Source organism: Streptomyces lacaronensis (assembly GCF_047337785.1).
In the GTDB taxonomy this organism is placed as follows: Bacteria; Actinomycetota; Actinomycetes; order Streptomycetales; family Streptomycetaceae; genus Streptomyces; species Streptomyces lycopersici.
This window is the reverse complement of sequence record NZ_JBLHDK010000003.1, coordinates 10,018,753-10,040,524: the sequence shown is the minus strand read 5'-3', so window position 1 is coordinate 10,040,524 and position 21,772 is coordinate 10,018,753. Positions and strand designations below refer to the sequence as shown.

Below are 21,772 nucleotides of genomic sequence, written 5' to 3'. Positions count from 1 at the left end.
CGTCGCACACCGGGGCCTTCCGGGCTTCGACGCCCCGCCCGCGTAGCTGCTGGCGGGGCGTCGGCCTGCTCTGGCCAGGTCTGCCCGGTGATCCGGACGAGGCATACCGCGCAGTCCGTGGCGTCAGCCGCACCGTCGGCGTTTTGGCCACTCCCCCTTCCGGGCCCGGCCCTTGCGCGGCAAGGGCCGGTGCAACCCGCACGCTCCGGCACACGCTCAATCACGGGGTTCCAAGGCCGTCCGAAACACATGTGTTCGAAATTCCCGCTGAGTCGTTGACCCTCACAAGCCAGCCGCGCGACCGCCAAGGGGGACCACGTTGACTTCGGCCAGCACACAGGAACAACCGACTCCGGGCCCATCGGACACCAGCACGCCGGACGCCATGAGCAGCGCACGGGACGAGGAGTTCCTGTACCGCGACAAGTCCAGACTCCAGGCCGGCGCACAGATGACGACCAGCACGATGGCACGGCGGCTGCCCGCGCTGGTGCTGCGGTCCCTGAAGATGGCGTGGCAGGTGGATCGCGGCGCCACGCTCGGCCTGCTGGCGTGCCAGATCGGCACCGGCGTGCTCGCCGCCGTGGGGCTGCTCGCGGTCACGGGGACGATCAACGCGCTGATCTCGTCTGGAGACATCGCCGAGCGACTGTGGGAGGCGGCTCCGCGGCTGGCGGTCATCGCCGTGGCGGCCGGTCTGCGGGCCCTGCTGGGGATCTCGGTCACGTGGCTGACCGCGCGGCTGCGGCCGGTGCTGGCCCGGGCGGCGGAGCTGACGATGATCGAGGCGGCGCTCGGCGCGGAGCTCGCGGCGAACAACAAGCCCGGCTACAACGACTTCTACGACATCGCCGACCGCGGCGCCCAGGTCACTCCCGACCTTGTCGACGAGGCCCAGAACGTGCTGGCCGCCTCGGCCACGCTCGCCGCCGGCGCGACCGTTCTCACCGTGCTGCACCCGGCGCTTCTTCCGCTGCTCCTTCTGGCGTGTATGCCGCAGGCCGCCGCGTATGTGCGGGCCGCCCGGGTGGTGTACCTGGCGGCGCTGGAGACCTCGGGTCGGCGCCGGATGCTGCACAAGCTCCGCTGGCACATGGCCTACGTGGAGTCCAGCGAGGAGATGCGGGCCTGTCTGGCCGGCCCCTTCCTCATCGGCCGGTACCGGCGGCTCGCCGCCTCGGTCAACGCCGCGGAGCGCAAGGCCGCGGACACCGGTGCGTGGATGGGGCTGGTCGGCGCGGTCGCCGGCGGCGTGGCGTCCGCCGCGGTGTGGGCCGCGCTGCTCTGGCTCCTGGCCTCCGGCCGTATGAACCTCGCGGCCGGAGGCGGCGCGGTCTTCGCCCTCCAAACCGCGACCGGCTCCGTGCGCGGCATCATCAACGGCGGAGCCCGGCTGGTACGCACCGGCTGGTACGTCCAGGATTGGCAGAACTTCCTCGACAACGCCCATGGACAGGCCATGACGGCGTCCCGAGGCACCAAGACCCTCACCGGGGCGCCGGAGCGGTTCGAGGTCCGCGACGTCACCTACCGGTACGACGGCGCCGACAACGACAGCCTCAGCAGGGTGTCCCTGCGCGTGCGGCGTGGGGAGATCGTGGCGCTGGTCGGGGAGAACGGATCGGGCAAATCCACCCTGTCCCGGCTCATTTGCGGTCTGCTGTTGCCCACATCCGGCGAAGTGGCGTGGGACCACACGACCACGGCGGAGCTGGAGCCCTGGGAGGCGTGGAAACATGCCGCCCTGGCCCCGCAGAAGTACACCTACCTGCCACTCACCCTCCGCGACAACATCACCTTCGGGCAGGGTGACACCGGCGACACCGCCGTCCTGGCAGCCTGCGAGGCGTCCGGAGCGATGGACATGCTGCCCGGCCTGCGGTCAGGACTCGACACCCTTCTGACGTCGGAGTGGTACGGAGGGCAGCAGCTGTCCGGAGGGCAGTGGCAGCGTGTGGTGCTGACGAGGGCGTTCCACCGGAAGGCGGCTCTGCTCGTGATGGATGAGCCCACCGCCGCGCTGGACGCTCGCGCGGAGCACCACATCTTCACCGGACTGCGGGGTCTGGCCAAGGACCGAGCGATCCTGCTGATCACACACCGGCTCGCCAACGTCGCTGTGGCGGACAGGATCGTCGTCCTCGACCAAGGACGGGTCGTCCAGGAAGGAACGTACGCCCAACTCACCGGGGAGCCGGGGCTGTTCAGGACCCTGTGGACACTTCAGCAGCGCACGGGCGGCGAGGCGAGCAGCTGTGCGTGACCACCAGCGCCACCCGCCCCGGCCCCCGATCCCGCCCAGTGGTGACAGCTCATGGGCGAGCTGCCCTTCGCCCGTCCCGATGCCATCGAACGCACCCGCCAGGGCCGCGCGGGCACTGTTGATCCGCCGGGGATCCGCACGACCTCCGCACCGCCCAGCTCTTCGACGCCGCGTACGCCATCTGGAGTCTCGCCTTCACCGTCCCGCACCGCTCCCCGCCCGCGCTGCGGGACGGCCTGCGCCCCGGCGCGCCGTTGATCCGCTCGCTCCTCCACAACATCACCCAGCAGACCGCCAGCACCACCGACCCCGTCAGCGACTTCTACCTCAGCACCTGCTTCGCCCCCGCCGGGGTCACCTTGCGCGCCGTGCGCGCCGACCGAATCCTGGACGAGGCCCGCGATACCGAGGACCCAGTCCTCCTGATCCGCGTCTTCGGGATCTCCACCACCACGGCTATGAAGTACCTCCACGCCGCCCACCCCCACCGCGTCGGCCCGGTTCCTCACTGAGTCAGAGGTGACGGCAACTCAGTGTTGACCCTGTCGGCAGGCACTCGCTCAATGCGGGTCCAGCCCCTCCAGCCCCTCTCCTCCAGGATCGCCAGGAGTCGCTTGGCGCCCGGTGAGGAGTTGGCCATGGTTGAGTCCATCAGGTCGACGAACTGGTCGTCGAAGCCGCCGGCACCCACCTCGCCGGCTTCCTCGGCGCGAATCATCAGGCGCTCCAGGATGTCGGCGATCTCGACTACCCGCGGATCGTCGACCGGCCAGTCGAGTGCCCCGCTGAGAATGCTGTAGAGCTTCACCATGTCGGGGTTGTCCAACTCCTCGTGCTTCTTGGCGATCACGGCGTCGATCTGGTGCGGCACCTGGGCTGCGATCATGATCCAGGCATCCCGCTCCATCTCGATGTACCGCTCCTCGACGCCGAGACCGCGCAGCCGGTCGAGGTAGTCCACGACGCTCTGCGGGAGCGCCAGGTGCTCTCCGGCGGCGAGCCTGGCGAGGCGTCTGCGGGTGCCCTGCAACCGCCGGATCTCGGCGCGCAGATCCTTGTCGATCTCCTGAACGCCGTCGGCGAACTCCTCCGGGCCGGCGTCGAGAAGTTCCTGCCCCCTGGCCAGCGGCACACCGGCATCGGCCAGGGTGCGGATACGGATCAACCGCACGACCGCGGCAGCATCGTAGGTCCGGTACCCGGACCGGTCACGCTCGGGCTCCGGCAGCAGCCCGATCTGGTGGTAATGGCGTACCGCCCGTACCGTCACCCCGGCGTACGCCGCCAGCTGGCTGATGGTGAGCATGGGTCTCAGCCTGCCTCAGGCAATCTTCCGGCGATAGGCGATCATCGCGAAGACATACGCCACGACGAGGAGGCCCACACACCACGCGAGCGCGATCCAGATGTCGTCGCCGACCGGCCGCCCTGTGAACAGAGCACGGATCGTGTTAACGATCGACGTCACCGGCTGATGCTCGGCGAACCAGTGCACCGGGCCGGGCATCGTCTTTGTGGGCACGAACGCCGAGCTGACGAACGGCAGGAAGATGAGCGGGTAGGCGAATGCACCCGCTCCCTCGACCGACGACGCGGAGAGCCCTGGGATCACGGCGAGCCAGGTCAGCGCCAGGGTGAACAAGAGCAGGATGCCGGCGACCGTGAGCCATGCCGATACTCCTGCCCCTGAGCGGAAGCCCATGAGCACAGCGACGCCCACGACGAGCACGAGCGCGATCAGGTTGGCGACCATAGAGGTGATGACATGGGCCCACAGCACACCCGACCGAGCGATCGGCATGGACTGGAATCGCTCGAAGATCCCGCTCTTCACATCAGTGAACAGCCGGTACGCGGTGTAGGAGATGCCCGATGCGATGGTCATGAGCAGGATGCCGGGCAGCATGTAGTTCACATAGGAAACCGACCCGGTATCAATAGCGCCGCCGAACACGTAGACGAACATCAGCATCATGGCGACCGGCGTAATGACGGTCGTGATGATGGTGTCCATGCTGCGTGTGACATGACGCAGGGTCCGCCCCGTGAGCGCGGCAGTGTCGCTGAAGAAGTACGCGGTCATCCTCGTCCCCCAGTTGTCGTGCCAGTGGCGTCGCTCCTGTCGCCGCCACCGATGACAGCGAGGAAGATCTCCTCCAGGGTCGGCTGCTTCTCGACGTACTCGACCTTGGCGGGCGGGAAGAGCCGCTTGAGCTCGGCGAGGGTGCCGTTCACGATGATCCGACCCGCGTGGAGGATCGCGATCCGGTCGGCCAACTGCTCGGCCTCGTCCAGATACTGCGTGGTGAGCAGCACCGTCGTCCCCTGGTCGGCCAGCTCCTTGACCGCATCCCACACCTCAATGCGCGCCTCGGGGTCAAGACCGGCCGTCGGCTCGTCCAGGAAAATCACCGGCGAATTCCCGATGAGGCTCATCGCGATGTCCAGCCGGCGTCGCATCCCACCCGAATACGTGGACACTCGCCGCGCGCCCGCCTCGCTCAGCGAAAAACGCCTCAGCAGGTCATCCGCGATTGCGCACGGGTCCTTGACGTGGCGCAGCCTGGCGACGAGGGCGAGGTTCTCCCGACCGCTGAGGATCTCGTCGACGGCCGCGAACTGCCCCGTGAGACTGATGGACTCCCGCACGTTCGCCGGTTGCGTGGCAACGTCGAAGCCATTGACGCTCGCCGCCCCCGCGTCGGCTTTCAGGAGCGTGGCGAGGATCCTCACGGTCGTGGTCTTGCCCGCCCCGTTGGAGCCGAGCAGGGCGAAGATGTTGCCCCGCGCCACCTCGAAGTCGACACCGCGCAGCACTTCGAGCTTCCCGTACGACTTTTCGAGACCCCGCACGCGAATCGCCGTACCGGCGATCGATTGGGCCGTCATGGTCATCTGCCTCCTTCGCGGAGCTGTTCCAGGCGGCTGCGCTGAAGCTCCTCCCGGAAGGATGGAGGATTGACCCAGCGTCAAGGTCAAGTCCGTTCCGACCACGGCATCCACGTCGCCAGTCGGCCAAACACATCGCAGCAATGACGGACCACTCGCCCAGAGCCTGTTCGGCCGCGAACCCGCCGTACTCAAAGCCGCCGATGACGCACTCACGCGCGGGTTCCTGCGACGCCCCGGCCAGAAATCGGCGAACCCGCCCGCTTCACCGGGAGGCACCGTAGAGGCCGAGGAGTCCCTCGAGGTGCGGTCACCGTCGGCGCCTGGCAAGGCCGACCGGTCACCCAGCCGGAAGAGAGCGTCGGTGACTGGGCTTGGTACCCCCTGGACCACCTGCCTGACGGCCTGTTCGTATGCAGCGCCCAAATCCTCACCGCCTGGCGCCCCGACCTGCCCATCGACCACACCCCAGCGCATTTCATTCCCTACGCCTGACGCGAACGGAGAAAACGACCGCTCATCAGCTGGGCGCGTGCAGTAGGACGGCCTGGTGTCCCCCACTCCGACGAGCACGGCTCGGGTGACGAGTTCGGCGATCCGGGTCGGAACGATACGAGGGGAGTGGGCACCCCGTTTCAAGGCGTTCACGCCGTCGAGGCTCCACGCCATGACGCGCAACCTCCGCATGTCCCGCGCCCTCTTCCATACCGGCGATGTCCGTACGCGCCGGAGTGCCCCGGTCCGGGCCGCGCACCGGCTGACCGACTCCGGCTCCGACCCGACCCGACCCCGAATCCAACCCGACCCCGACTCCACGAGGAAACACCGTTGTGATGGCTGACGAACACTTCGACCGCATCGCCGACGAGCTCACCGATCGTCCGCGCGCAGCCCGTCGCGTTCGTCGGGAAACGCACAGCTCGGTCCCCGGGGAATCGTCGCCCTCGTATGGACCGGTGGCGGCAGACGTACCGGAACTTGTGCTGCATGCCAATGGACGCACCTGGACCCTGGACGCGTCCCGGAGCTACACCATCGGGCGCGACCAGCAGGCCGACATCTCCTGCATCGACCGCCGGGTCTCCCGGCGGCACCTCGTGATCCGTTGTGACGGCGGGACGTGGGTCATCGAAGATCTCGGCAGCGCGAATGGCACGTTCGCCGAGGGGCGTCGTATCCAGCGGATCGAGATTGGCCACGGTTCCATCGTCCGGCTGGGAAACGTCTCCACCGGCATGCGGCTGGACTTCACCGCGGTCTTCACCGGAGCCTCGGCGGCGGTGGGTGACGATCAGGTGCGTGCCGACGCTCGGATACGCGCGGGGCTGCCCCGGGGCGAGGCCCGTCCCCAGGCCCAGGGTGCCGCGGATCGGGGCGCGTCGGCGGCGGCCGCCGCCACACCCCCGGTGGCGCCTGGTCCCCGGGCGGGGGAGGCTCCGGCAGCCCCCACGGGGGCGGCGGCCCATGGCGACGACCTGTTCCGGCCCCTCCCCCACCACGCCGCGTCCGATCCCACCCGTGCCGCGGTTCCCGGGCCTCCCGGAGACGCGGGTGACGCCCGGGACACCCACCGGCCCGAAGGGCCCACAGCCGGTCCCCGTGGAGCCGCCGCGGCCCTTTCCATCGACCGGGACCCCTCGGGCGTGCACCGACTCGACCTGGGACAACGGCTGCGCATCGGTCGCGCACCGGACAACGAACTCGTGGTGGAGGGCCCGTATGTCTCCCGCCACCACGCGGAGTTCCGGCCCCTGCCCGGTGGCCGATTCGAAATCGTCGACCTCGGCAGTCACAACGGCACCTATGTCAACGGGCAGCCCGTGCATCGCCAGGTCATCGGCCCATACGACATCGTCGGTGTCGGCCACTCCACGTTCCGTCTCGCCGGAGACCGGCTGGAGGAGTTCGTCGACACCGGTGAGGTCTCCTTCACCGCCCGCAACCTGACGGTGACCGTCGGGAGCGGCAAGACCATCCTGGACGACGTCTCCTTCGGTGTCCCCGAGAAGTCCCTGGTCGCGGTGATCGGGCCGTCGGGCTCCGGGAAGTCCACCCTTCTGCGCGCACTCACCGGCTACCGTCCCGCCGACCGTGGACAGGTGCTCTACGACCACCGCGATCTCTACACCCAGTTCGCCGAGTTGCGCCGCCGTATCGGACTCGTCCCGCAGGATGACATCCTGCACAAGGAGCTGACCGTCGACACCGCTCTGAAGTACGCCGCCAAGCTCCGCTTTCCCGGTGACACCAAGGCGGCCGAGCGCAAGGCCCGAATCGACGAGGTGCTCCAGGAACTCAGGCTCGACGTCCACCGGGCCAAGAAGGTCGCCTCACTCTCCGGCGGTCAGCGCAAACGGGTGTCCGTTGCCCTGGAACTGCTGACCAAGCCCTCCCTGCTCTTCCTCGACGAGCCCACCTCCGGCCTGGACCCGGGCCTGGACCGTTCCGTCATGAAGTTGCTGCGGGAGCTCGCCGACGACGGCCGCACCGTGCTGGTGGTGACGCACTCGGTCGCCGAACTGTCCATGTGTGACCGGGTGTTGGTCATGGCGCCCGGTGGCTCCGCGGCGTACTTCGGTCCCCCCGGCGAGGCCCTGGACTTCTTCGGTCACGACAGCTGGGCCGATGTCTTCTCCGCCTTCGAGGACCATCACGACGACGACTGGGGCGGGCGCTGGCGGGCTTCCCAGCAGTACGACCGGTGCATCGCGGAGATCGACTCGGCCGTGCCATCGCAGCAGTCCGGCACCCCTGGGACGCAGCCGCGCGCCCGAGCTCTGCAGCCCAAACCACAGGGCTGGCTCGGCCAGTTGTGGACGCTGATGCGCCGCTATGTGTCGGTCATCGCCTCCGACAGGGGCTTCATGGCGCTGATGCTGCTGCTCCCGGCCGTGCTGGGCGGAGTGAGTTGTCTGATTCCGGCGAAATACGGGCTCGCCCCGCCACCGCCCGACAGCGGTTTCCGCTACAACCAGGAGTCCGGAACCATTCTGCTGGTGCTGGTCGTCGGCATGTGCTTCTCCGGCGCGGCCAACTCCGTACGTGAATTGATCAAGGAACGGGTGATCTACGAACGAGAGAGAGCCACAGGTCTGTCCCGATCCGCGTATCTGATGTCAAAGGTGATCGTCCTCGGTCTGATCACCGCGATGCAGGGTGCCGTCATCTGCGCGATCGGCTTCTCCGTCCGTCAACTGCCCGGCCAGGGGCTGCTCATGCCCACGGCCGTCGAGGTCTGCGTGGTCATCAGTGCGCTGGGCTTCACCGCCATGCTGTTCGGTCTGGTCATCTCCGCGCTGGTGAGGACCCCGGAGAAGACCATGCCGCTGCTCGTGATGTTCGCCGTCGTCCAGGTCGTCTTCACCGGGGTCCTCTTCAAGCTGTTCGACTCTCCGGGCATCGAACAGATCGGCTGGCTGATGCCCGCCCGCTGGGCGGTCGCCGGTGCCGGGACCACACTCGACCTCGCGCACACCATGCCGCCCTGGAATCTCGACAGGCCGGACGACCTCGACCCGCTGTGGGCCCACACCGTCACCCAGTGGGGCATCGACCTCGGTGTGCTCCTGGCGATCGGACTGCTCTGCGGCTTCGCGGTGGCCCGCCTGCTGCGCCGGCACGAGCCCGAGATCATGCGGGACTAGCCCGCGAGACATAGCAGTCAGGCCCACGATCAGAGATCGTGGGCCTGCCTCAGGTATCGCTAAGCCGCAGGTCAGCCGCCCTGACCGAGGCCCCCGATCGGGTTGACCGAGGTCAGCGGGGGTCCGTCGCCGGGGGTGTCATAGCTGCCCTCGCACTCCTTGCGGCCCGGGGCGGTGGCAGGGACGACGCCGGCGTCGGTGCTGAGCACGGAGTTCGGGACGAGGGAGAAGTCGTCGGCGCCCGACGGCTTCCACTGGAGGGTGACCTGCTGCTCGCCGCCGCGGTCGAAGTGGTCGATGCACACGGCGTGGTAGCCAGGCCGGGGTCAGCCAGCCGTCTTCACCTTGGTCGCCTTGGCGACCTCGCATGTCTTCGGCATCGCGGCGGAGTCGCCCTTCCACGCGGCGGACGCGAGCGCGCTCTTCATGGCTCCGGCTTGGACGGGCTGATGGGCGAGGGTGGTGTAGACCGCCTGACCGGGGTGTGCGGAGTTCAGGAAACGGACCTTGACGGTGTAGGCGTAGTCCGCCGCGCCATTCGCGTTGTCGAGCTGGACGACCGCGAACAGCTTGGACGCATCGCGCAGCTGGCACGACTTGATACTGACCTCGGCCTTGGACGTGACGGTCTGGGCGGTGTTGGATCCGCCGGTCGACCCGTTCGCCCCGGCGGACGGCGACGACGTGCTCTTCGAACCCGGCGAGCCGCTGCTGCCCGTACCCTTCTTCCCTTCCTTCCCGGCGGCGGACGACGCGTCGTCCGACCCACCGCCGGAGCAGGCCGAGAGAGCAAGGAGAGCGGAGGCGGCGAGCGCGCCGAAAGCGGCCACGCGAGGAAGCTGGTGCATGGTGAGAAGTCCCCCGTCAGGACACGGATTCGCCGGACGGACCGGCCGAGTCCGCTTCACGCTAGCACCCACCACAGGTGCCAGGCGCTTGAGCGATCCTGACACCGCACCGGTCCTGCCCCCCTCTACACGCTGCCGGTCGGGCTCGCGACGGCCGAAGACCCTGACAACCCGCGCTCGAGGACGTAATCAACTTCTTTGCCCGGAACGAGCAGGCCTCTTGAGCTCCGGTCGGCGTACGGGCTCAGGGAGCCTCGTGCGCCGACGGCATGCCGTCGAGCTCCCCCGCGGGCAGAACCTTGGCCGAGTTGTGTTCGCGGACGATCCACCAGCCGTCCGGCGTTCGGTGCCAGACCAGCGAGGTCGTGGTACGGATATCCGTGGTGACGTCGGGCCTGGTGATCCGCGCCACGAATGTCAGGGTGGACGCGGCCAGATCGTGGCCCGCGATGACATGCGGGCCGTCGTCGACCGCGTGATGCGCGGAAACCATGGTGTGAAAGGCGGGCTCCCAAATCGAGCCGTACGCGGTGGCTGTCGTCGCGCGGCGGAACGCATCCTCGGCAGCCCGGGCAACACCACGAAAGTCATCGTGCTCACCACCTATGACGACGACAGCTACGTCTACAGCGCCCTCCACCTGGGAGTCAGCGGATTCCTCCTGAAGAGCGTCCCTCCCGAAGAGACGACGCTCGAGAGATTGACGGCCCGCGAGCACGAGGTCCTGATCCTCGTGGCCCAGGCGCACAGCAACACGGAAATCGCACGCGCCCTGGGCATCGGCGACGAGACGGTCAAGACACACCTGTCCCGGATCCTGGCGAAGCTGGGCCTGCGTGATCGCACTCAAGCCGTCATATACGCGGCCGCCACCAACTCGTGGCGCCGCTTCCTCCTCTGCCGCCCGGTACGGAGAGAAAGGGTCCGCACCGGGGAGGAGACCGTCACCGCGCGCGGCCGATCGGGACGGGGCAGGTCCCGGCGACGGCCGACGGACCGGTTGTCTTGGGGCCTGCGGTAGTTCGACGCGCTGGGACCGGAAGCCGCCACACCGACCCGGCTCTGGTTCAGCACTCAGTCACCTGGTGACTGCGGGACCGTTCAAGGAAATTCAGCTGCCAGTCCCGCTGGTGTCACTGCCAGACGCGTCACGCTCGCCCGAGGCGCAGCCCATTGATCCGACGTCAGCCCTTGCGGGACTTGACCTCCTCGGTCAGCTGCGGGACGACCTCGAAGAGGTCGCCGACCACGCCATAGTCGACCAGATCGAAGATCGGAGCCTCGGCGTCCTTGTTGACCGCCACAATGGTCTTCGAGGTCTGCATACCCGCCCGGTGCTGAATCGCACCCGAGATACCCGCCGCGATGTAAAGCTGCGGCGAGACAGTCTTACCGGTCTGCCCCACCTGGTTGGTGTGCGGGTACCAGCCCGCGTCCACCGCCGCACGCGAAGCACCGACCGCCGCACCGAGGGAATCGGCGAGAGCCTCGACGACGGGGAAGTTCTCCGCGCCACCCACACCACGGCCCCCCGAGACCACGATCGCGGCCTCCGTCAGATCCGGACGCCCCGTCGACTCACGCGGCGTACGCGCCACCACCTTCGTACCGGTCGCCCGCTCCGAGAAGGACACCTCGAGCACCTCGACCACGCCCGCGGCCGGAGCCGCCTCCGGCGCGGCCGAGTTCGGCTTCACGGTGATCACCGGAGTACCCCTGCTGACCCGGGACTTGGTGGTGAACGCGGCAGCGAACACCGACTGCGTAGCCACCGGCCCCTCCTCACCGGCCTCCAGGTCCACCGCGTCGGTGATAATGCCCGAACCGATACGGACCGCCAGCCGCGCCGCGATCTCCTTGCCCTCCGCCGAGGACGGGAACAGCACGGCCGACGGCGACACAGCCTCATACGCCGCCTGGACCGCGTCCACCTTCGGGACGACGAGGTAATCGGCGAACTCGGGCGCATCCGCGGTCAGCACCCGCACGGCGCCGTGCCCGGCGAGAATGGACGCGGTGTTCCCGGCACCGGAACCGAGGGAGACCGCGACGGGCTCGCCGATACGGCGGGCCAGCGTCAGCAGCTCCAGAGTGGGCTTGCGGACGGCACCGTCCACGTGATCGACGTAGACAAGGACTTCAGCCATGGGAATCGCTCTCCTGCGAAATGCGAAAGATCTGGACGGTAGGGGCGGCGCGGCTCAGACGAACTTCTGACCCGCCAGGCGGCTTCAGACGAATTTGCGCTCCGCGAGAAACGCGGCGAGCTGCTTGCCACCCTCGCCCTCGTCCTTGACGATCGTGCCCGCCGTGCGGGCCGGACGCTCGATGACACCGTCCACGGCCGTCCAGGCACCCTCGAGACCGACCTCGTCCGACTCGATCTCCAAGTCCTCCAGGTCCCAGGACGTCACCGGCTTCTTCTTCGCCGCCATGATGCCCTTGAACGACGGGTAACGCGCCTCACCCGACTGGTCGGTCACCGACACCACCGCCGGAAGCGACGCCTGAAGCTGCTCGGTCGCGGTATCCCCGTCCCGGCGCCCCTTCACGACGCCGTCCTCGACCGACACCTCCGACAACAGCGACACCTGCGCCACACCCAAGCGCTCCGCCAGCATCGCCGGAAGCACACCCATCGAGCCGTCCGTGGAGGCCATCCCACACACCACCAGGTCAAAGCCGGTCTTCTCGACCGCCTTGGCCAGCACCAGCGAGGTACCCAGCGCATCGGTGCCATGCAGATCGTCGTCCTCGACATGCACGGCCTTGTCCGCACCCATCGACAGCGCCTTGCGCAACGCGTCCTTGGCGTCCTCCGGACCGACGGTCAGTACGGTGATCTCCGCCTCATCCGCCTCATCGGCGATCTGCAGGGCCTGCTCGACCGCGTACTCGTCCAGCTCCGAGAGCAGCCCGTCCACGTCATCACGATCGACGGTCAGGTCCTCGGCGAAATGCCGGTCGCCGGTGGCGTCGGGCACGTACTTCACACAGACAACGATCCTCAAGCTCACGCCGGCTCTCCTCACGGTTCCCGAATGTCTGCGTTGCCGCAGCGGAGCACCCGAACGAGGGTATGGCACTCAGTTCCCTACGTAAAGGTACTCAGTGCCAACCCCTGCTGATGCTGATGCTAGGTTCCCTCCATGACGGACGTACGCGACGAGGGCAGGGCCACCGCGGCGGCCGGCGGGCCCGAGCCGTCCGACAAGGCGCCCATGCGCGAGGCGCTCATCGAGGCCGCGTTCGAGCTCTTCCTGGTGCACGGTTTCGAGCGGACCACAGTGGACGACATCGTGGCGCGGGCCGGAGTGGGACGCCGGTCGTTCTTCCGCTACTTCCCGTCCAAGGAAGACGTCGTCTTCCCCGAGCATGAGCGCTGCCTGGCCGAGATGAGCGCTTTCCTCGCCACGAGCACCGACGGCGAACCGCTCGACGTCGTCTGTGACGCGGCCCGCCTCGTCATGCGGATGTATGCCGCGAACCCCGAGTTCTCCGTGCGGCGCTACCGGCTCACGCGCGAAGTGCCCAGCCTTCGCGGCTATGAGCTGTCCGTGGTGCACCGCTACGAGCGGACCCTGGCCCACTACCTCCGGCAACGGTACGCGGGGGACCATGCTGGAGCGCTTCGGGCCGAAGTACAGGCCGCGGCTGTCGTCGCCGCGCACAACAACGGACTGCGGACCTGGCTGCGAGGTGGGGGGCAGGGCGATGCCGCGAGGGCGGTGGATCAGTCGCTGGCCTTCGTCCGGCAGACGTGGGGCGGCGTCGGCGAATCCGCGGAGAGCAGCATCGCGCCCGCGCCGGAGGACGATGTGATCGTCATGGTGGCGCCACGGAGCGCTCCCATGTGGCGCGTGGTGCAGAAGATCGAGAAGGCTTTGGGAGACGACTAGCTCCCCGCATGGCACTCAGAGCCTTGGCCGAGGGTACTCAGTGCCCTACGGCGGCACCCGCAGTGCCTGACCTGGGAAAGCTCCGGTCAGGCACCGTCCGCTATCGGGTGCTCACACGGCGAGGTGAGACACTTTGAGCGCGGGGGCGTGCGGTCGCCTTACGGCGTGTAGACGGCGTCACTGCCGTACAGTTCCCTGGTGAACGCGGAGACATCGGCGCTGCGATTGGCGCCGTCGAGGTTGTACGTCAGATAGACACCGTAGCCCTCGCCGACGGTGCGGCGGGCGAGGTCGGCGGCGGTGCTCCGCGAGGTCCGGCCGATCTCCACGGCCGCCGGTGACAGCTTCGACTTGGGCAGTGCCATACGGGGAACCTGCCAGGTGCCGTAGTACGGGTTCCAGGCGTAGTCGAACTTGGACGAGACGTCGACGCCGCCGTAGGAGAGGCGCGACGCGGCCGGGCCGATGTTGTAGAGGCTGATGATCTTGTCCGGCATGTTCGCGCGCAGCGCCGTCACCAGGTGCACGAACGAGCTGTCGTTGGGCTGGCCGGTGCCGTTGTTGCCGTACTCCGCGTACTCGTCGTCGAAGTCGATGCCGTCGAGGCCGTACTCAGCCACGGTGTCCGACAGTTTCTTCGCGAACGCCGAAGCCGCCTGCTGGGAAGGGAAGTTGGCGAAGCCCGCGCCCTGATGGTTGCCGAGCACCGAGAGGACGACCTTGATGCCCTTCTGCTGCAACGGCCGTATCTCCGTGGCGGCGTTGTCGAGGACGCGCTGCACGTTCTCGTTGAAGTGCAGATACGCCGTCTTCGTACCCGTGTCATAGTTGATGTTCGCCGCGAAGACCACGGCGACGTCGAAGACGTTGCCGCCGCCGTTGGCGAGGGTGTACTTGCCGACATTGCGCATGCTGTTGTTGTTCACCTCGACGTACGCCACCGAGGTCGGCCCCTGTTTCGCGGGAGCGGGAGCGGGAGCCGCCGCCGCGCCGGTCGTGGCGGTCGCGGTGGTCACGGCGGTCCCGGCGAAGGCGAGGGCCGCGACCGCCGAGAGCGCGAACGCGGTCCTCCGTACTCTGCTCCGTAAGAGAGTGAACATCGTTGACTGGTCTCCCCTCGCATGGGTCGGCGCCCGACCTGTTCGGAGCGCCGAGTGAGCCCTCCAAGTCTTCCGCTCCGGTAACCGAATCCCGAGAATCGCGTGCGAACTCTTCACGACTCCCACGCACCTCACGCCGCACACCGGCGCCTGGGCAAGCCGTCTTCCCAGCCCAGTGGAGCGCCGGGCGTTCGGCGGGCCTGCCCAGGGGGGCGGGAGGGGTCCCGGTCGGGGCGGGGTCCCATGGGGCCATGATGCATAGAACGTCATCCACCGCCGTCCTCGGCGTCGTTGTCGCTGTCGTGTTCGCCGCTCTCACGTCGTGTTCCTCGGATTCTTCGGACGGGCCCCACGCGAAGGGCCGGTCCAGCGGGTCCAACTCCGGGTCACCGGCGTCCGATCCCGCGCCGACCCCCACGGAGTCGGCCACGCCGTCGCCCTCGCCGACCGGGCCGTGCGCTGACGGAACGTGCGAGATCGAGGTCGCCGCGGGGGATGTCGTGACCGTGCCGGAGACGTACGGCCTCGGGCGGATCAAGGTGACGGCGATCACTGGCGACGAGGTCGAGATGGCCGCGCAGCTGACGGGTTCGGGCTTCAGCGTTTCGGGCTGTTCCGGTGGCGGCGGCGTGTCATCGGAGGGCGGCGGCGGCGTCGGACTGAGCTGCGGCGAGGGACCCGCCGCGACCATCAACGACGCCATGAGCCTGAAGGTCGTCAAGATCCACGACGCCGCCGCCGTCCTCCGCATCAAACCCGCCGGATGACGCCGCCAATTCCACGCGACCGCTAAGCTGATCGTCTCACGACAAGCCAGGCAAGCAGCAGTCACGGGAAGAAGTCGGCGGTACCAGGAGGGAACCAACCGCATGCCTGTCGAGTTAATTGGCATGATCAGCACCAGGGACGAGTCGGTCATCTACGCCCTGTGGGGCGAACCCCTGGCGGAGAGCGCGGGAGTGGCGGCATGAGCGCTCAGAAGCGGCAGCTCAAGCTGGGCGCGATCACGATGGGCGCCGGCGGCCCCGGCCAGCCCTACCTCTGGCTTGACGAGGACCTTCCGGTCGATGCCAGCGTCAGCATCAACTGGTACGTCGAGCAGGCCCGCCTGGCCGAGGAGGCCAAGTTCGACCTGGTCTTCATCGTCGACGGTCTGTTCATCACCGCGGACTCGGCGCCGCACTACCTCAACCGCCTTGAGCCGCTGACCCTGCTGTCGGCCCTGGCGGTCAGCACCAGCCACCTGGGTCTGGTCGCCACCGTGACCACCTCCTACAACGACCCGTTCAACATCGCCCGCAGCCTCGCCTCCCTGGAGCTCATCTCCGGCGGCCGGACCGGCTGGAACGTGGTCACCACCGGCGACGCGGGCGCCGCGGGCAATTTCTCCCGCGACGAGCACTACGACTACGACACCCGCTACGCCAGGGGCCTGGAGTTCGTCCAGGTCGCCCAGGGACTGTGGGACTCCTACGAGCAGGACGCGTTCCCGCGCGACCGTGCCACGCGCACCTTCCTCGACCCCGCCAGGCAGCACGCCCTGAACCACAAGGGCGAGCACTTCCAGGTCGTCGGCCCGCTGAACGTCTCCCGTTCCCCGCAGGGCCAGCCGGTCATCTTCCAGGCAGGCGACTCCGAGCAGGGCCGTGACCTCGGCGCCACGATCGGCGAGGCCATCTTCACCAACGCTTCGTCCATCGAGGCGGGCCAGGCGTTCTACAACGACATCAAGACTCGGGCGGCGAAGAAGGGCCGCGACCCGAGCCACATCGTCGTCATGCCCGGTGCCTCGGTATTCGTCGGCGACACGGACGACCAGGCCAGGGAGATCGAGCACGAGATCCACACCAGGGACAGGGACTTCGACCAAGCCCTGGCGGGACTCGGCCGCCCGTTCGGCTGGCACGACTTCCGCCAGTACGACCTGGACGCCCCGTTCCCGCAACAGGCCCTCGCCCACGCGCAACGCGGCTTCCGTACCAACGCCGAGAAGATCGCCGGCAAGGCGAAGGAAAAGGGCTGGACGCTCCGCCAGACCGTGGAGTTCATCTCAAGCCCGCGCCCGACCCCGTTCGCGGGATCGCCGGAAACGGTGGCCACCCGGCTTCAGGAGTGGTTCGAGGGCCGCGCCCTCGATGGCTTCAACTACCCCATCGGCCACCCCAGCCAGTGGCGGCGCTTCCGCGAGGAGGTCGTTCCGATCCTCCAGGAACGCGGCATCGTCCGCACCGAGTACGAGGCCCCCACCCTCCGCGGCAACCTGGGCCTCCCGGTACCGGAGAACCGCTACACGAAAGCCCGCGAGGAGGAGTCCTCCTCGCTGAGAAGCTGAGCGGTCGCGCGGTCGGAGGTCGTTCAGGCGGTCCGGTCAGCCGCGGTGGCCGTTTCCGCCGTGGTAGCCGAGTTCGAGATAGCGGGCGCGGGTGCTCCAGGAGCCGAGGTCGGGCGTGTTGGCCAGGACGTCGTGCCAGGGCTGGGCGCCGGGAGCGGCCGTCTCGTCGTGCGCGGGCCGCGGAGAGCCCGGGCGCCCGGCCCAGAGCCGCACCCCCGACCGCGCTTCGGACTCGCGGACCGGCTCCCACCAACCCATCGAGAACATGCCGGCGAGCTCATGCATGGCGATGAAGCTGGCCACACCGCTCTCGGGGTCCGTGCTGTCCGGGCGCTCGGTGAGGGCGTGCCACAGGAAGTGCATATTCGGCAGCCGCACATCGGGCTTGAAGCGGTACACGAGCCGGTCCAGCGTGATCGAGCCGACGCGCGGCAGCTGTACCCGGTTGAGCGGGACGACCTCGTGCTTGCCGCCGTTCCAGGTCAGCGTCTGGTTACGGCCCCGGTAGCCGGGCTCGCTGAAGACCGTGGCGTGGAGGAGTTCCCGGCGATCAGGCCGATGGTTGTGCGCCATGCCCGCGGCGGTGACGGCGCCCACGGAAGCCAGGCCCACCAGGAGGATTCTGGTTTTGCGCTTCATCGGGACGCGACACCTCGCTTCTGATGGGATGGGCGCCTCCATCATGCGCCACCGAGGGCGGTTGACGTACCGTCAGAAAGCCCCGGGGACGGCGAGCCCTGGGATCGGCGGATCAGAAACGTCGTTGCCGGGTCGGCTCAGGTGTCGAGGAGTTCCGGCACGAAGATGTCCTCGCACGTCAGCCGGCGCTTCGACAGCCCCTGCTCGTGGTGGTAGCGCAAGAAGGTGTCGATGGCCTTTCGGTTCTCACCGATCCCGTAGGGCCACCAGTCGTCGCCGAGCAGCCGACGGTTCTCCTCGAACAGCGCGCTGAACCACGGCGTGATGACACCCATGTGCTGCTTGGCGGCGTCGACGAGGTACTTCCGCTCGGCGAGCTCCTTGGCTTCCGTGAAGGCGTCGTAGACGGCCCGTGCGAGGCCTCGCCGCTGTGCCAGTTCCCCGCGGATCGCGACGATGTGCATCGGAGGGAAGATCCCGGTGCGGCGGTAGTAGTCGCGCTCGACGGCCTCGTAGTCGGGGAATAGGCGGGCGACCTTCGGCGAGCCGTCCAGCACCGCCTGCGGCACGTCGATGGAGATCAGTGCGTCGATCTCGCCGGATTCGAGCATGGCACCCAGGGTCTGACCGTCCTCCGCGTGGCGCACGTCGACGCCGTCGGGGACGGGCTGCGGGATCCAGTCGCAGGCGGGGACGGGGTGGTTGGTGCCGCCGATGACCCAGCGGCACTGGTCGGGGGTCACACCGTACTCGTCAGCCAGGATGCCCTTCGGCCAGATCCCGGCATCGTGGCCGTAGAGCATGAACTCGCCGACGGTCCTGCCGACGAGATCCTGCGGCTTCTCGACCCCGCTGGCGGTGTTCACGAAGATCGCCGAGTGGCGGAAGTTGCGGTTGGGCAGGATCGGCAGCGCCAGGAACGGCGCATCGTCGAGGTCGAAGGTGCGCAGGAAGTAGGTGAGACCGAACTCGGCGAGGTCGTAGTGCCCCTCGATGGCGCGACGGAAGATGTCCGATACGAGGGGTGCCGTCTCGAACACCGCGTCCACCCCGTCGACCGCGACCCGGCCGTCAAACAGTGCCTCGGTGTGCTCGTAGGTGTATACGCCGATGCTCAGCTCCGTGCCCATCGTGGATCCCTTCTCCGGGAGTTCGTGGAGAGGCTCGCTTCAGAGGCCCGCTTCCGTAAATGACCGTTCACTTTTATGGTGGTCCCAGAGCGGCCGAGCCGTCAAGGTGAACGTTCATTCACGAGGAAAGGGGCCGTCATGCCGCGCATCACAGCCGAGCGCCGCGAGGCCAAGCGCGCCGAGATCGTCGCGGCGGCCCGCCGCTGCTTCTCCCGCGACGGGTTCCACCAGAGCTCGATGCCGGACATCGCCGCCGAGGCGGGCGTCTCGGCCGGCGCGCCCTACCGCTACTTCACGAGCAAGGAGGAGATCGTCCTCGCTATCGCGGGCGACGCGTTCCGGCTGATCTTCGAACCGGTTGAGCGGCTGGCCGACGGCACCGACGCCCCGACCGTCGCGGAACTGGTGGCCGCCGCGCTCGACACGATCAGCGGCGAGACAGTGCGGGACGCGGCGGGACACACGGTCGCGGTCGACGAGCTGCTGCGCTGCGTGGTGCAGGTGTGGTCGGAGGTACTGCGCAATGACGAGGTGCGTGGCCCGGCCGCGGAGGGCTTCGAGAGGGTCCGAGCCAGTATCGCCGGCGCGCTGCGCCGCGGCCGAGCGGCGGGCGCGGTGCCCACCGCCGTGGACCCGGACCGCGGAGCCCGCGTGGTGATGGGGCTGCTGCACGGATTCCTGCTCCAGCGCGTGGCCTTCGGACTCACGGACACGGCCGACATCGCGGACGACCTGCGGGCCGGGCTGCTCTTGTGATGGGCGATGACTGTGCCAGACCGGCGCGATCGGCTCGGGCAGTAGGATGACAAGCAGCGGTTGATCCTGGCGCACTTGGCCAGGGCGATGGCCAGGCTGGTCGCTGGAGGGTGGGTCGGACACGACGGGGGGCTCGCGTTGGATCGCCTGACGCTGCCCACGGCAGACAAGAAGTTCACTACCGCGGGTCGACCGGGTGAGGTGGGCATATGACCGGCCGGCCGGCGCCTGCGGTGCTGCCCCGATCGCCACGCGCTCGGCTCGGGCCGATCGCGGTCCTCGCCGCGCTGGTGGTCGGCGTGCTCGGGGTCCTGTATGCCGGCCACAGCGAGCCCGGCCGGGTGGACAGATGGATCATCCAGCCGACGGCGGACAGTGTGCGGCCGCCCTGGAGGCGCGTCGCTCTGGCCATGGACTTCTTGGGGGAACCCGCCGGAGCGGCGACGCTGATCGTGGTCACTGTGACGGGCTGCCTGCTGCTTCGGCGTCCTCCCGCGGCGGTGCTCGTCGTTGCCGGCCCCACCATGACCGTGGGGACGGCGACGCTGCTCAAGCGTCTGGTGGGACGCACCATCCACGGCGACGGCAACCTGTCCTATCCGAGCGGGCACACCGCCTTCTTCACCGCACTCGCCCTCGTCGTGGCGCTGCTCGCGACCGGCCGGTTCGGCCTCGGCAGGACGGCCGGCACATCACTCGTGCTCGCCGCGGCGCTCGTGGCCGGCGCCGCGATGGGATGGGCACAGGTGGCCCTGGGCGCGCACTATCCGACCGACGTCCTCGGCGGCTGGTGCACCGCGCTGGCGGTGATTCCGGCGACCGCGTGGCTGGTCGATCGGATGGCCGACCGGCTGGCCGATCGGATGGCCGACACCCGTCGGCGGGATCGGCGACGAGGAAGGACTCGTGGACGACCGACCCGGAGTGGCGGTCGCTGAGGTCACGTCACGCCAAGCGGCGGAATACGGGCTTCACCGGTCGTCCGGCCAGCCAGGGGGTGGGGTCGGCGGCGTCCAGTGCCTTCCGGTACACCGCACATGCCTGGGCCACCACGTCGACGGTGTGATCGATGTCGGCGTCGCTGAGCGCGCTGCTCACCACGAACGACGGGGCCAGCACCCCGCCCGCGAGGAGGCGGCGCAGGAACAGGGTGCGGTACCGCTGCGACGGCTGCCCGTTCTCGTCGAGGGTGGCGAAGACCAGGTTGCTGGCCCGGCCCCGGACGACGATGTGGTCGCCGACGCCCATGGCGGCCGCCGCCTCGCGGACACCAGCGGCCAACCGCTCCCCGAGGAGGTGCAGTTGGGCGGTGGTGCCCTCCTCGGCGTAGGTGGTTTGCACGGCCATCGCGGCGGCCAGCGAGTGGGTTTCCGCACCGTGCGTGGTGGACAGCAGGAACACCCGGTCGCCGGAGTGACGCAAGCCCCCCAACTCCATCAGATCGCGGCGCCCGGCCAGCGCGGAGACGGCGAAACCGTTGCCCAGCGCCTTGCCGAACGTGGAGAGGTCGGGGACGACGCCGTACAGACCCTGGGCGCCCGCCTCGGACCAGCGGAAGCCGGTGATCATCTCGTCGAAGATCAGTACACAGCCGTTCCGGTCGGCCAGTTCGCGCAGACCGGCGAGATAGCCGGGCGGCGGCTCGGCGACGGCGGCGGGTTCGAGGATGAGACAGGCGACCTCGTCCTGGTACCGGGTGAGCAGTTCCTCCGTGGCGGCCAGGTCTCCGTAGGGGAAGGAGACGGTGAGCTCGCTGGTCGCCGCCGGAATACCGGCGTTCATCGGCGTGGTGCCGATGAACCAGTCGTCGATGGAGAAGAACGGATGGTCGGCGCAGATGGCCACCCGCGGGCGCCCGGTGGCGGCGCGGGCCAGGCGTACCGCGGCGGTGGTGGCGTCGGAGCCGTTCTTCGCGAACTTCACCATCTCGGCGGTCGGCACCGTGGCCAGGAAACGTTCCGCGGCTTCGACCTCCAGGATGGACGGCCGGACGAAGTTGCTGCCGCGGTCGAGTTCCCGCCGTACCGCCTCGATCACGCGTGGGTGGGCGTGGCCGAGGCTGACCGACCGCAGTCCGGAGCCGTACTCGACGTAGCGGTTGCCGTCGATGTCCCACACGTGGGCACCACGGCCGTGGCTGATGACCGGGGCCAGGTTCTCGGGGTACTGGTCGTCGCCCTTGGCGTAGGTGTGGGCGCCTCCGGGGACCAGGGTGTGCAGCCGCTCGTTCGCCGCCCGTGACCGGGGCAGTTGGAACTTTTCGGTGTCCAAG

At 68.7% G+C, this 21,772-nt stretch carries 20 protein-coding genes and 2 pseudogenes; 10 read left to right on the top strand and 12 right to left on the bottom strand.

All coding sequences use genetic code 11. The annotated features are described in order from the left end of the window. The first annotated feature begins 319 nt into the window (after positions 1-319). Both ACMTAK_RS43420 and ACMTAK_RS43415 read left to right on the top strand, forming a co-directional pair. On the top strand, positions 320-2,263 hold the full coding sequence (locus ACMTAK_RS43420; RefSeq protein ID WP_413811230.1) for an ATP-binding cassette domain-containing protein: 1,944 nt from the start codon (positions 320-322) through the stop codon (positions 2,261-2,263). Between the two features lie 254 nt (positions 2,264-2,517). Then, positions 2,518-2,775 carry a hypothetical protein gene (locus tag ACMTAK_RS43415; RefSeq protein WP_413811229.1) on the top strand — a complete coding sequence of 86 codons (258 nt, stop codon included), beginning with the start codon at positions 2,518-2,520 and terminating at the stop codon, positions 2,773-2,775. On the opposite strand, the gene ACMTAK_RS43410 is transcribed toward ACMTAK_RS43415, so the two are convergent. From ACMTAK_RS43410 to ACMTAK_RS43400, 3 genes are read right to left on the bottom strand one after another with little or no spacing between them, the layout of a single operon-like run. Next, positions 2,769-3,569, bottom strand: a complete 801-nt coding sequence (locus tag ACMTAK_RS43410) for a MerR family transcriptional regulator (RefSeq protein WP_413811228.1) — start codon at positions 3,567-3,569, stop codon at positions 2,769-2,771. The two genes, ACMTAK_RS43415 and ACMTAK_RS43410, sit on opposite strands and share 7 nt — an antisense overlap. A gap of 15 nt (positions 3,570-3,584) precedes the next feature. Next, positions 3,585-4,346, bottom strand: a complete 762-nt coding sequence (locus tag ACMTAK_RS43405) for an ABC transporter permease (RefSeq protein WP_413811227.1) — start codon at positions 4,344-4,346, stop codon at positions 3,585-3,587. After that, complete coding sequence (locus ACMTAK_RS43400; RefSeq protein ID WP_413811226.1) at positions 4,343-5,152, bottom strand: ABC transporter ATP-binding protein; 810 nt, start codon at positions 5,150-5,152, stop codon at positions 4,343-4,345. Before ACMTAK_RS43400 ends, ACMTAK_RS43405 begins: the two co-directional genes overlap by 4 nt. Positions 5,153-5,461: 309 nt before the next feature. Here ACMTAK_RS43400 and ACMTAK_RS43395 point away from each other — a divergent pair. Next, a pseudogene (locus ACMTAK_RS43395) lies at positions 5,462-5,647 on the top strand (methyltransferase); the annotation flags it as partial. 338 nt (positions 5,648-5,985) lie between these two features. Next, entirely contained in the window at positions 5,986-8,796 is a 2,811-nt protein-coding gene (locus ACMTAK_RS43390; RefSeq protein WP_413811225.1) for an ABC transporter ATP-binding protein/permease, read from the top strand. A gap of 98 nt (positions 8,797-8,894) precedes the next feature. On the opposite strand, the pseudogene ACMTAK_RS43385 reads toward ACMTAK_RS43390, so the two are convergent. From ACMTAK_RS43385 to ACMTAK_RS43375, 3 genes and pseudogenes are all read right to left on the bottom strand, one after another. Beyond that, positions 8,895-9,113: pseudogene (locus tag ACMTAK_RS43385) on the bottom strand (hypothetical protein); the annotation flags it as partial. 9 nt (positions 9,114-9,122) lie between these two features. Then, a complete protein-coding gene (locus tag ACMTAK_RS43380) occupies positions 9,123-9,626 on the bottom strand; it encodes a hypothetical protein (protein WP_413811224.1) in 504 nt (167 codons plus the stop codon). A 262-nt stretch (positions 9,627-9,888) separates the two neighbouring features. Then, positions 9,889-10,137, bottom strand: a complete 249-nt coding sequence (locus ACMTAK_RS43375) for a Cif family virulence factor (RefSeq protein ID WP_413811223.1) — start codon at positions 10,135-10,137, stop codon at positions 9,889-9,891. Positions 10,138-10,236: 99 nt separating this feature from the next. Between ACMTAK_RS43375 and ACMTAK_RS43370 the strand changes: the two genes are divergently transcribed. Then, positions 10,237-10,665, top strand: a complete 429-nt coding sequence (locus tag ACMTAK_RS43370; protein WP_413811222.1) for a response regulator transcription factor — start codon at positions 10,237-10,239, stop codon at positions 10,663-10,665. 163 nt (positions 10,666-10,828) lie between these two features. On the opposite strand, the gene ACMTAK_RS43365 is transcribed toward ACMTAK_RS43370, so the two are convergent. Continuing rightward, positions 10,829-11,791: an electron transfer flavoprotein subunit alpha/FixB family protein gene (locus ACMTAK_RS43365; protein WP_413811221.1), complete on the bottom strand. Its 963-nt coding sequence runs from the start codon at positions 11,789-11,791 to the stop codon at positions 10,829-10,831. Between the two features lie 84 nt (positions 11,792-11,875). Then, the gene (locus ACMTAK_RS43360) at positions 11,876-12,661 is read right to left on the bottom strand and encodes an electron transfer flavoprotein subunit beta/FixA family protein (RefSeq protein WP_413811220.1); all 786 of its coding nucleotides are present in this window, start codon (positions 12,659-12,661) and stop codon (positions 11,876-11,878) included. Positions 12,662-12,865: 204 nt separating this feature from the next. Here ACMTAK_RS43360 and ACMTAK_RS43355 point away from each other — a divergent pair, with 204 nt between their 5' ends. Then, the gene (locus ACMTAK_RS43355) at positions 12,866-13,543 is read left to right on the top strand and encodes a TetR family transcriptional regulator (RefSeq protein ID WP_413813172.1); all 678 of its coding nucleotides are present in this window, start codon (positions 12,866-12,868) and stop codon (positions 13,541-13,543) included. Between the two features lie 158 nt (positions 13,544-13,701). Here the strand turns inward: ACMTAK_RS43355 and ACMTAK_RS43350 are convergent, their stop codons facing one another. Then, positions 13,702-14,643 (bottom strand): endo-beta-N-acetylglucosaminidase H, encoded by a 942-nt coding sequence (locus ACMTAK_RS43350; RefSeq protein WP_413811219.1) that lies wholly within the window; start codon positions 14,641-14,643, stop codon positions 13,702-13,704. Positions 14,644-15,143: 500 nt separating this feature from the next. Between ACMTAK_RS43350 and ACMTAK_RS43345 the strand changes: the two genes are divergently transcribed. Both ACMTAK_RS43345 and ACMTAK_RS43340 read left to right on the top strand, forming a co-directional pair. Beyond that, entirely contained in the window at positions 15,144-15,410 is a 267-nt protein-coding gene (locus tag ACMTAK_RS43345; protein ID WP_413811218.1) for a hypothetical protein, read from the top strand. A 200-nt stretch (positions 15,411-15,610) separates the two neighbouring features. Then, a complete protein-coding gene (locus ACMTAK_RS43340) occupies positions 15,611-16,975 on the top strand; it encodes an LLM class flavin-dependent oxidoreductase (RefSeq protein ID WP_413811217.1) in 1,365 nt (454 codons plus the stop codon). A gap of 36 nt (positions 16,976-17,011) precedes the next feature. Here the strand turns inward: ACMTAK_RS43340 and ACMTAK_RS43335 are convergent, their stop codons facing one another. Then, positions 17,012-17,614: a hypothetical protein gene (locus ACMTAK_RS43335; RefSeq protein WP_413811216.1), complete on the bottom strand. Its 603-nt coding sequence runs from the start codon at positions 17,612-17,614 to the stop codon at positions 17,012-17,014. 137 nt (positions 17,615-17,751) lie between these two features. Beyond that, positions 17,752-18,744, bottom strand: coding sequence for a 4,5-dihydroxyphthalate decarboxylase (locus ACMTAK_RS43330; protein WP_413811215.1), 993 nt, complete (start codon positions 18,742-18,744; stop codon positions 17,752-17,754). Positions 18,745-18,882: 138 nt separating this feature from the next. Here ACMTAK_RS43330 and ACMTAK_RS43325 point away from each other — a divergent pair, with 138 nt between their 5' ends. Together ACMTAK_RS43325 and ACMTAK_RS43320 are read left to right on the top strand one after the other, a co-directional pair. Continuing rightward, positions 18,883-19,500, top strand: coding sequence for a TetR/AcrR family transcriptional regulator (locus ACMTAK_RS43325; RefSeq protein WP_413811214.1), 618 nt, complete (start codon positions 18,883-18,885; stop codon positions 19,498-19,500). A gap of 209 nt (positions 19,501-19,709) precedes the next feature. Then, entirely contained in the window at positions 19,710-20,438 is a 729-nt protein-coding gene (locus ACMTAK_RS43320; RefSeq protein WP_413811213.1) for a phosphatase PAP2 family protein, read from the top strand. Positions 20,439-20,445: 7 nt separating this feature from the next. Here the strand turns inward: ACMTAK_RS43320 and ACMTAK_RS43315 are convergent, their stop codons facing one another. Beyond that, complete coding sequence (locus ACMTAK_RS43315; protein WP_413811212.1) at positions 20,446-21,771, bottom strand: glutamate-1-semialdehyde 2,1-aminomutase; 1,326 nt, start codon at positions 21,769-21,771, stop codon at positions 20,446-20,448. Between the last annotated feature and the right edge of the window lies 1 nt (position 21,772).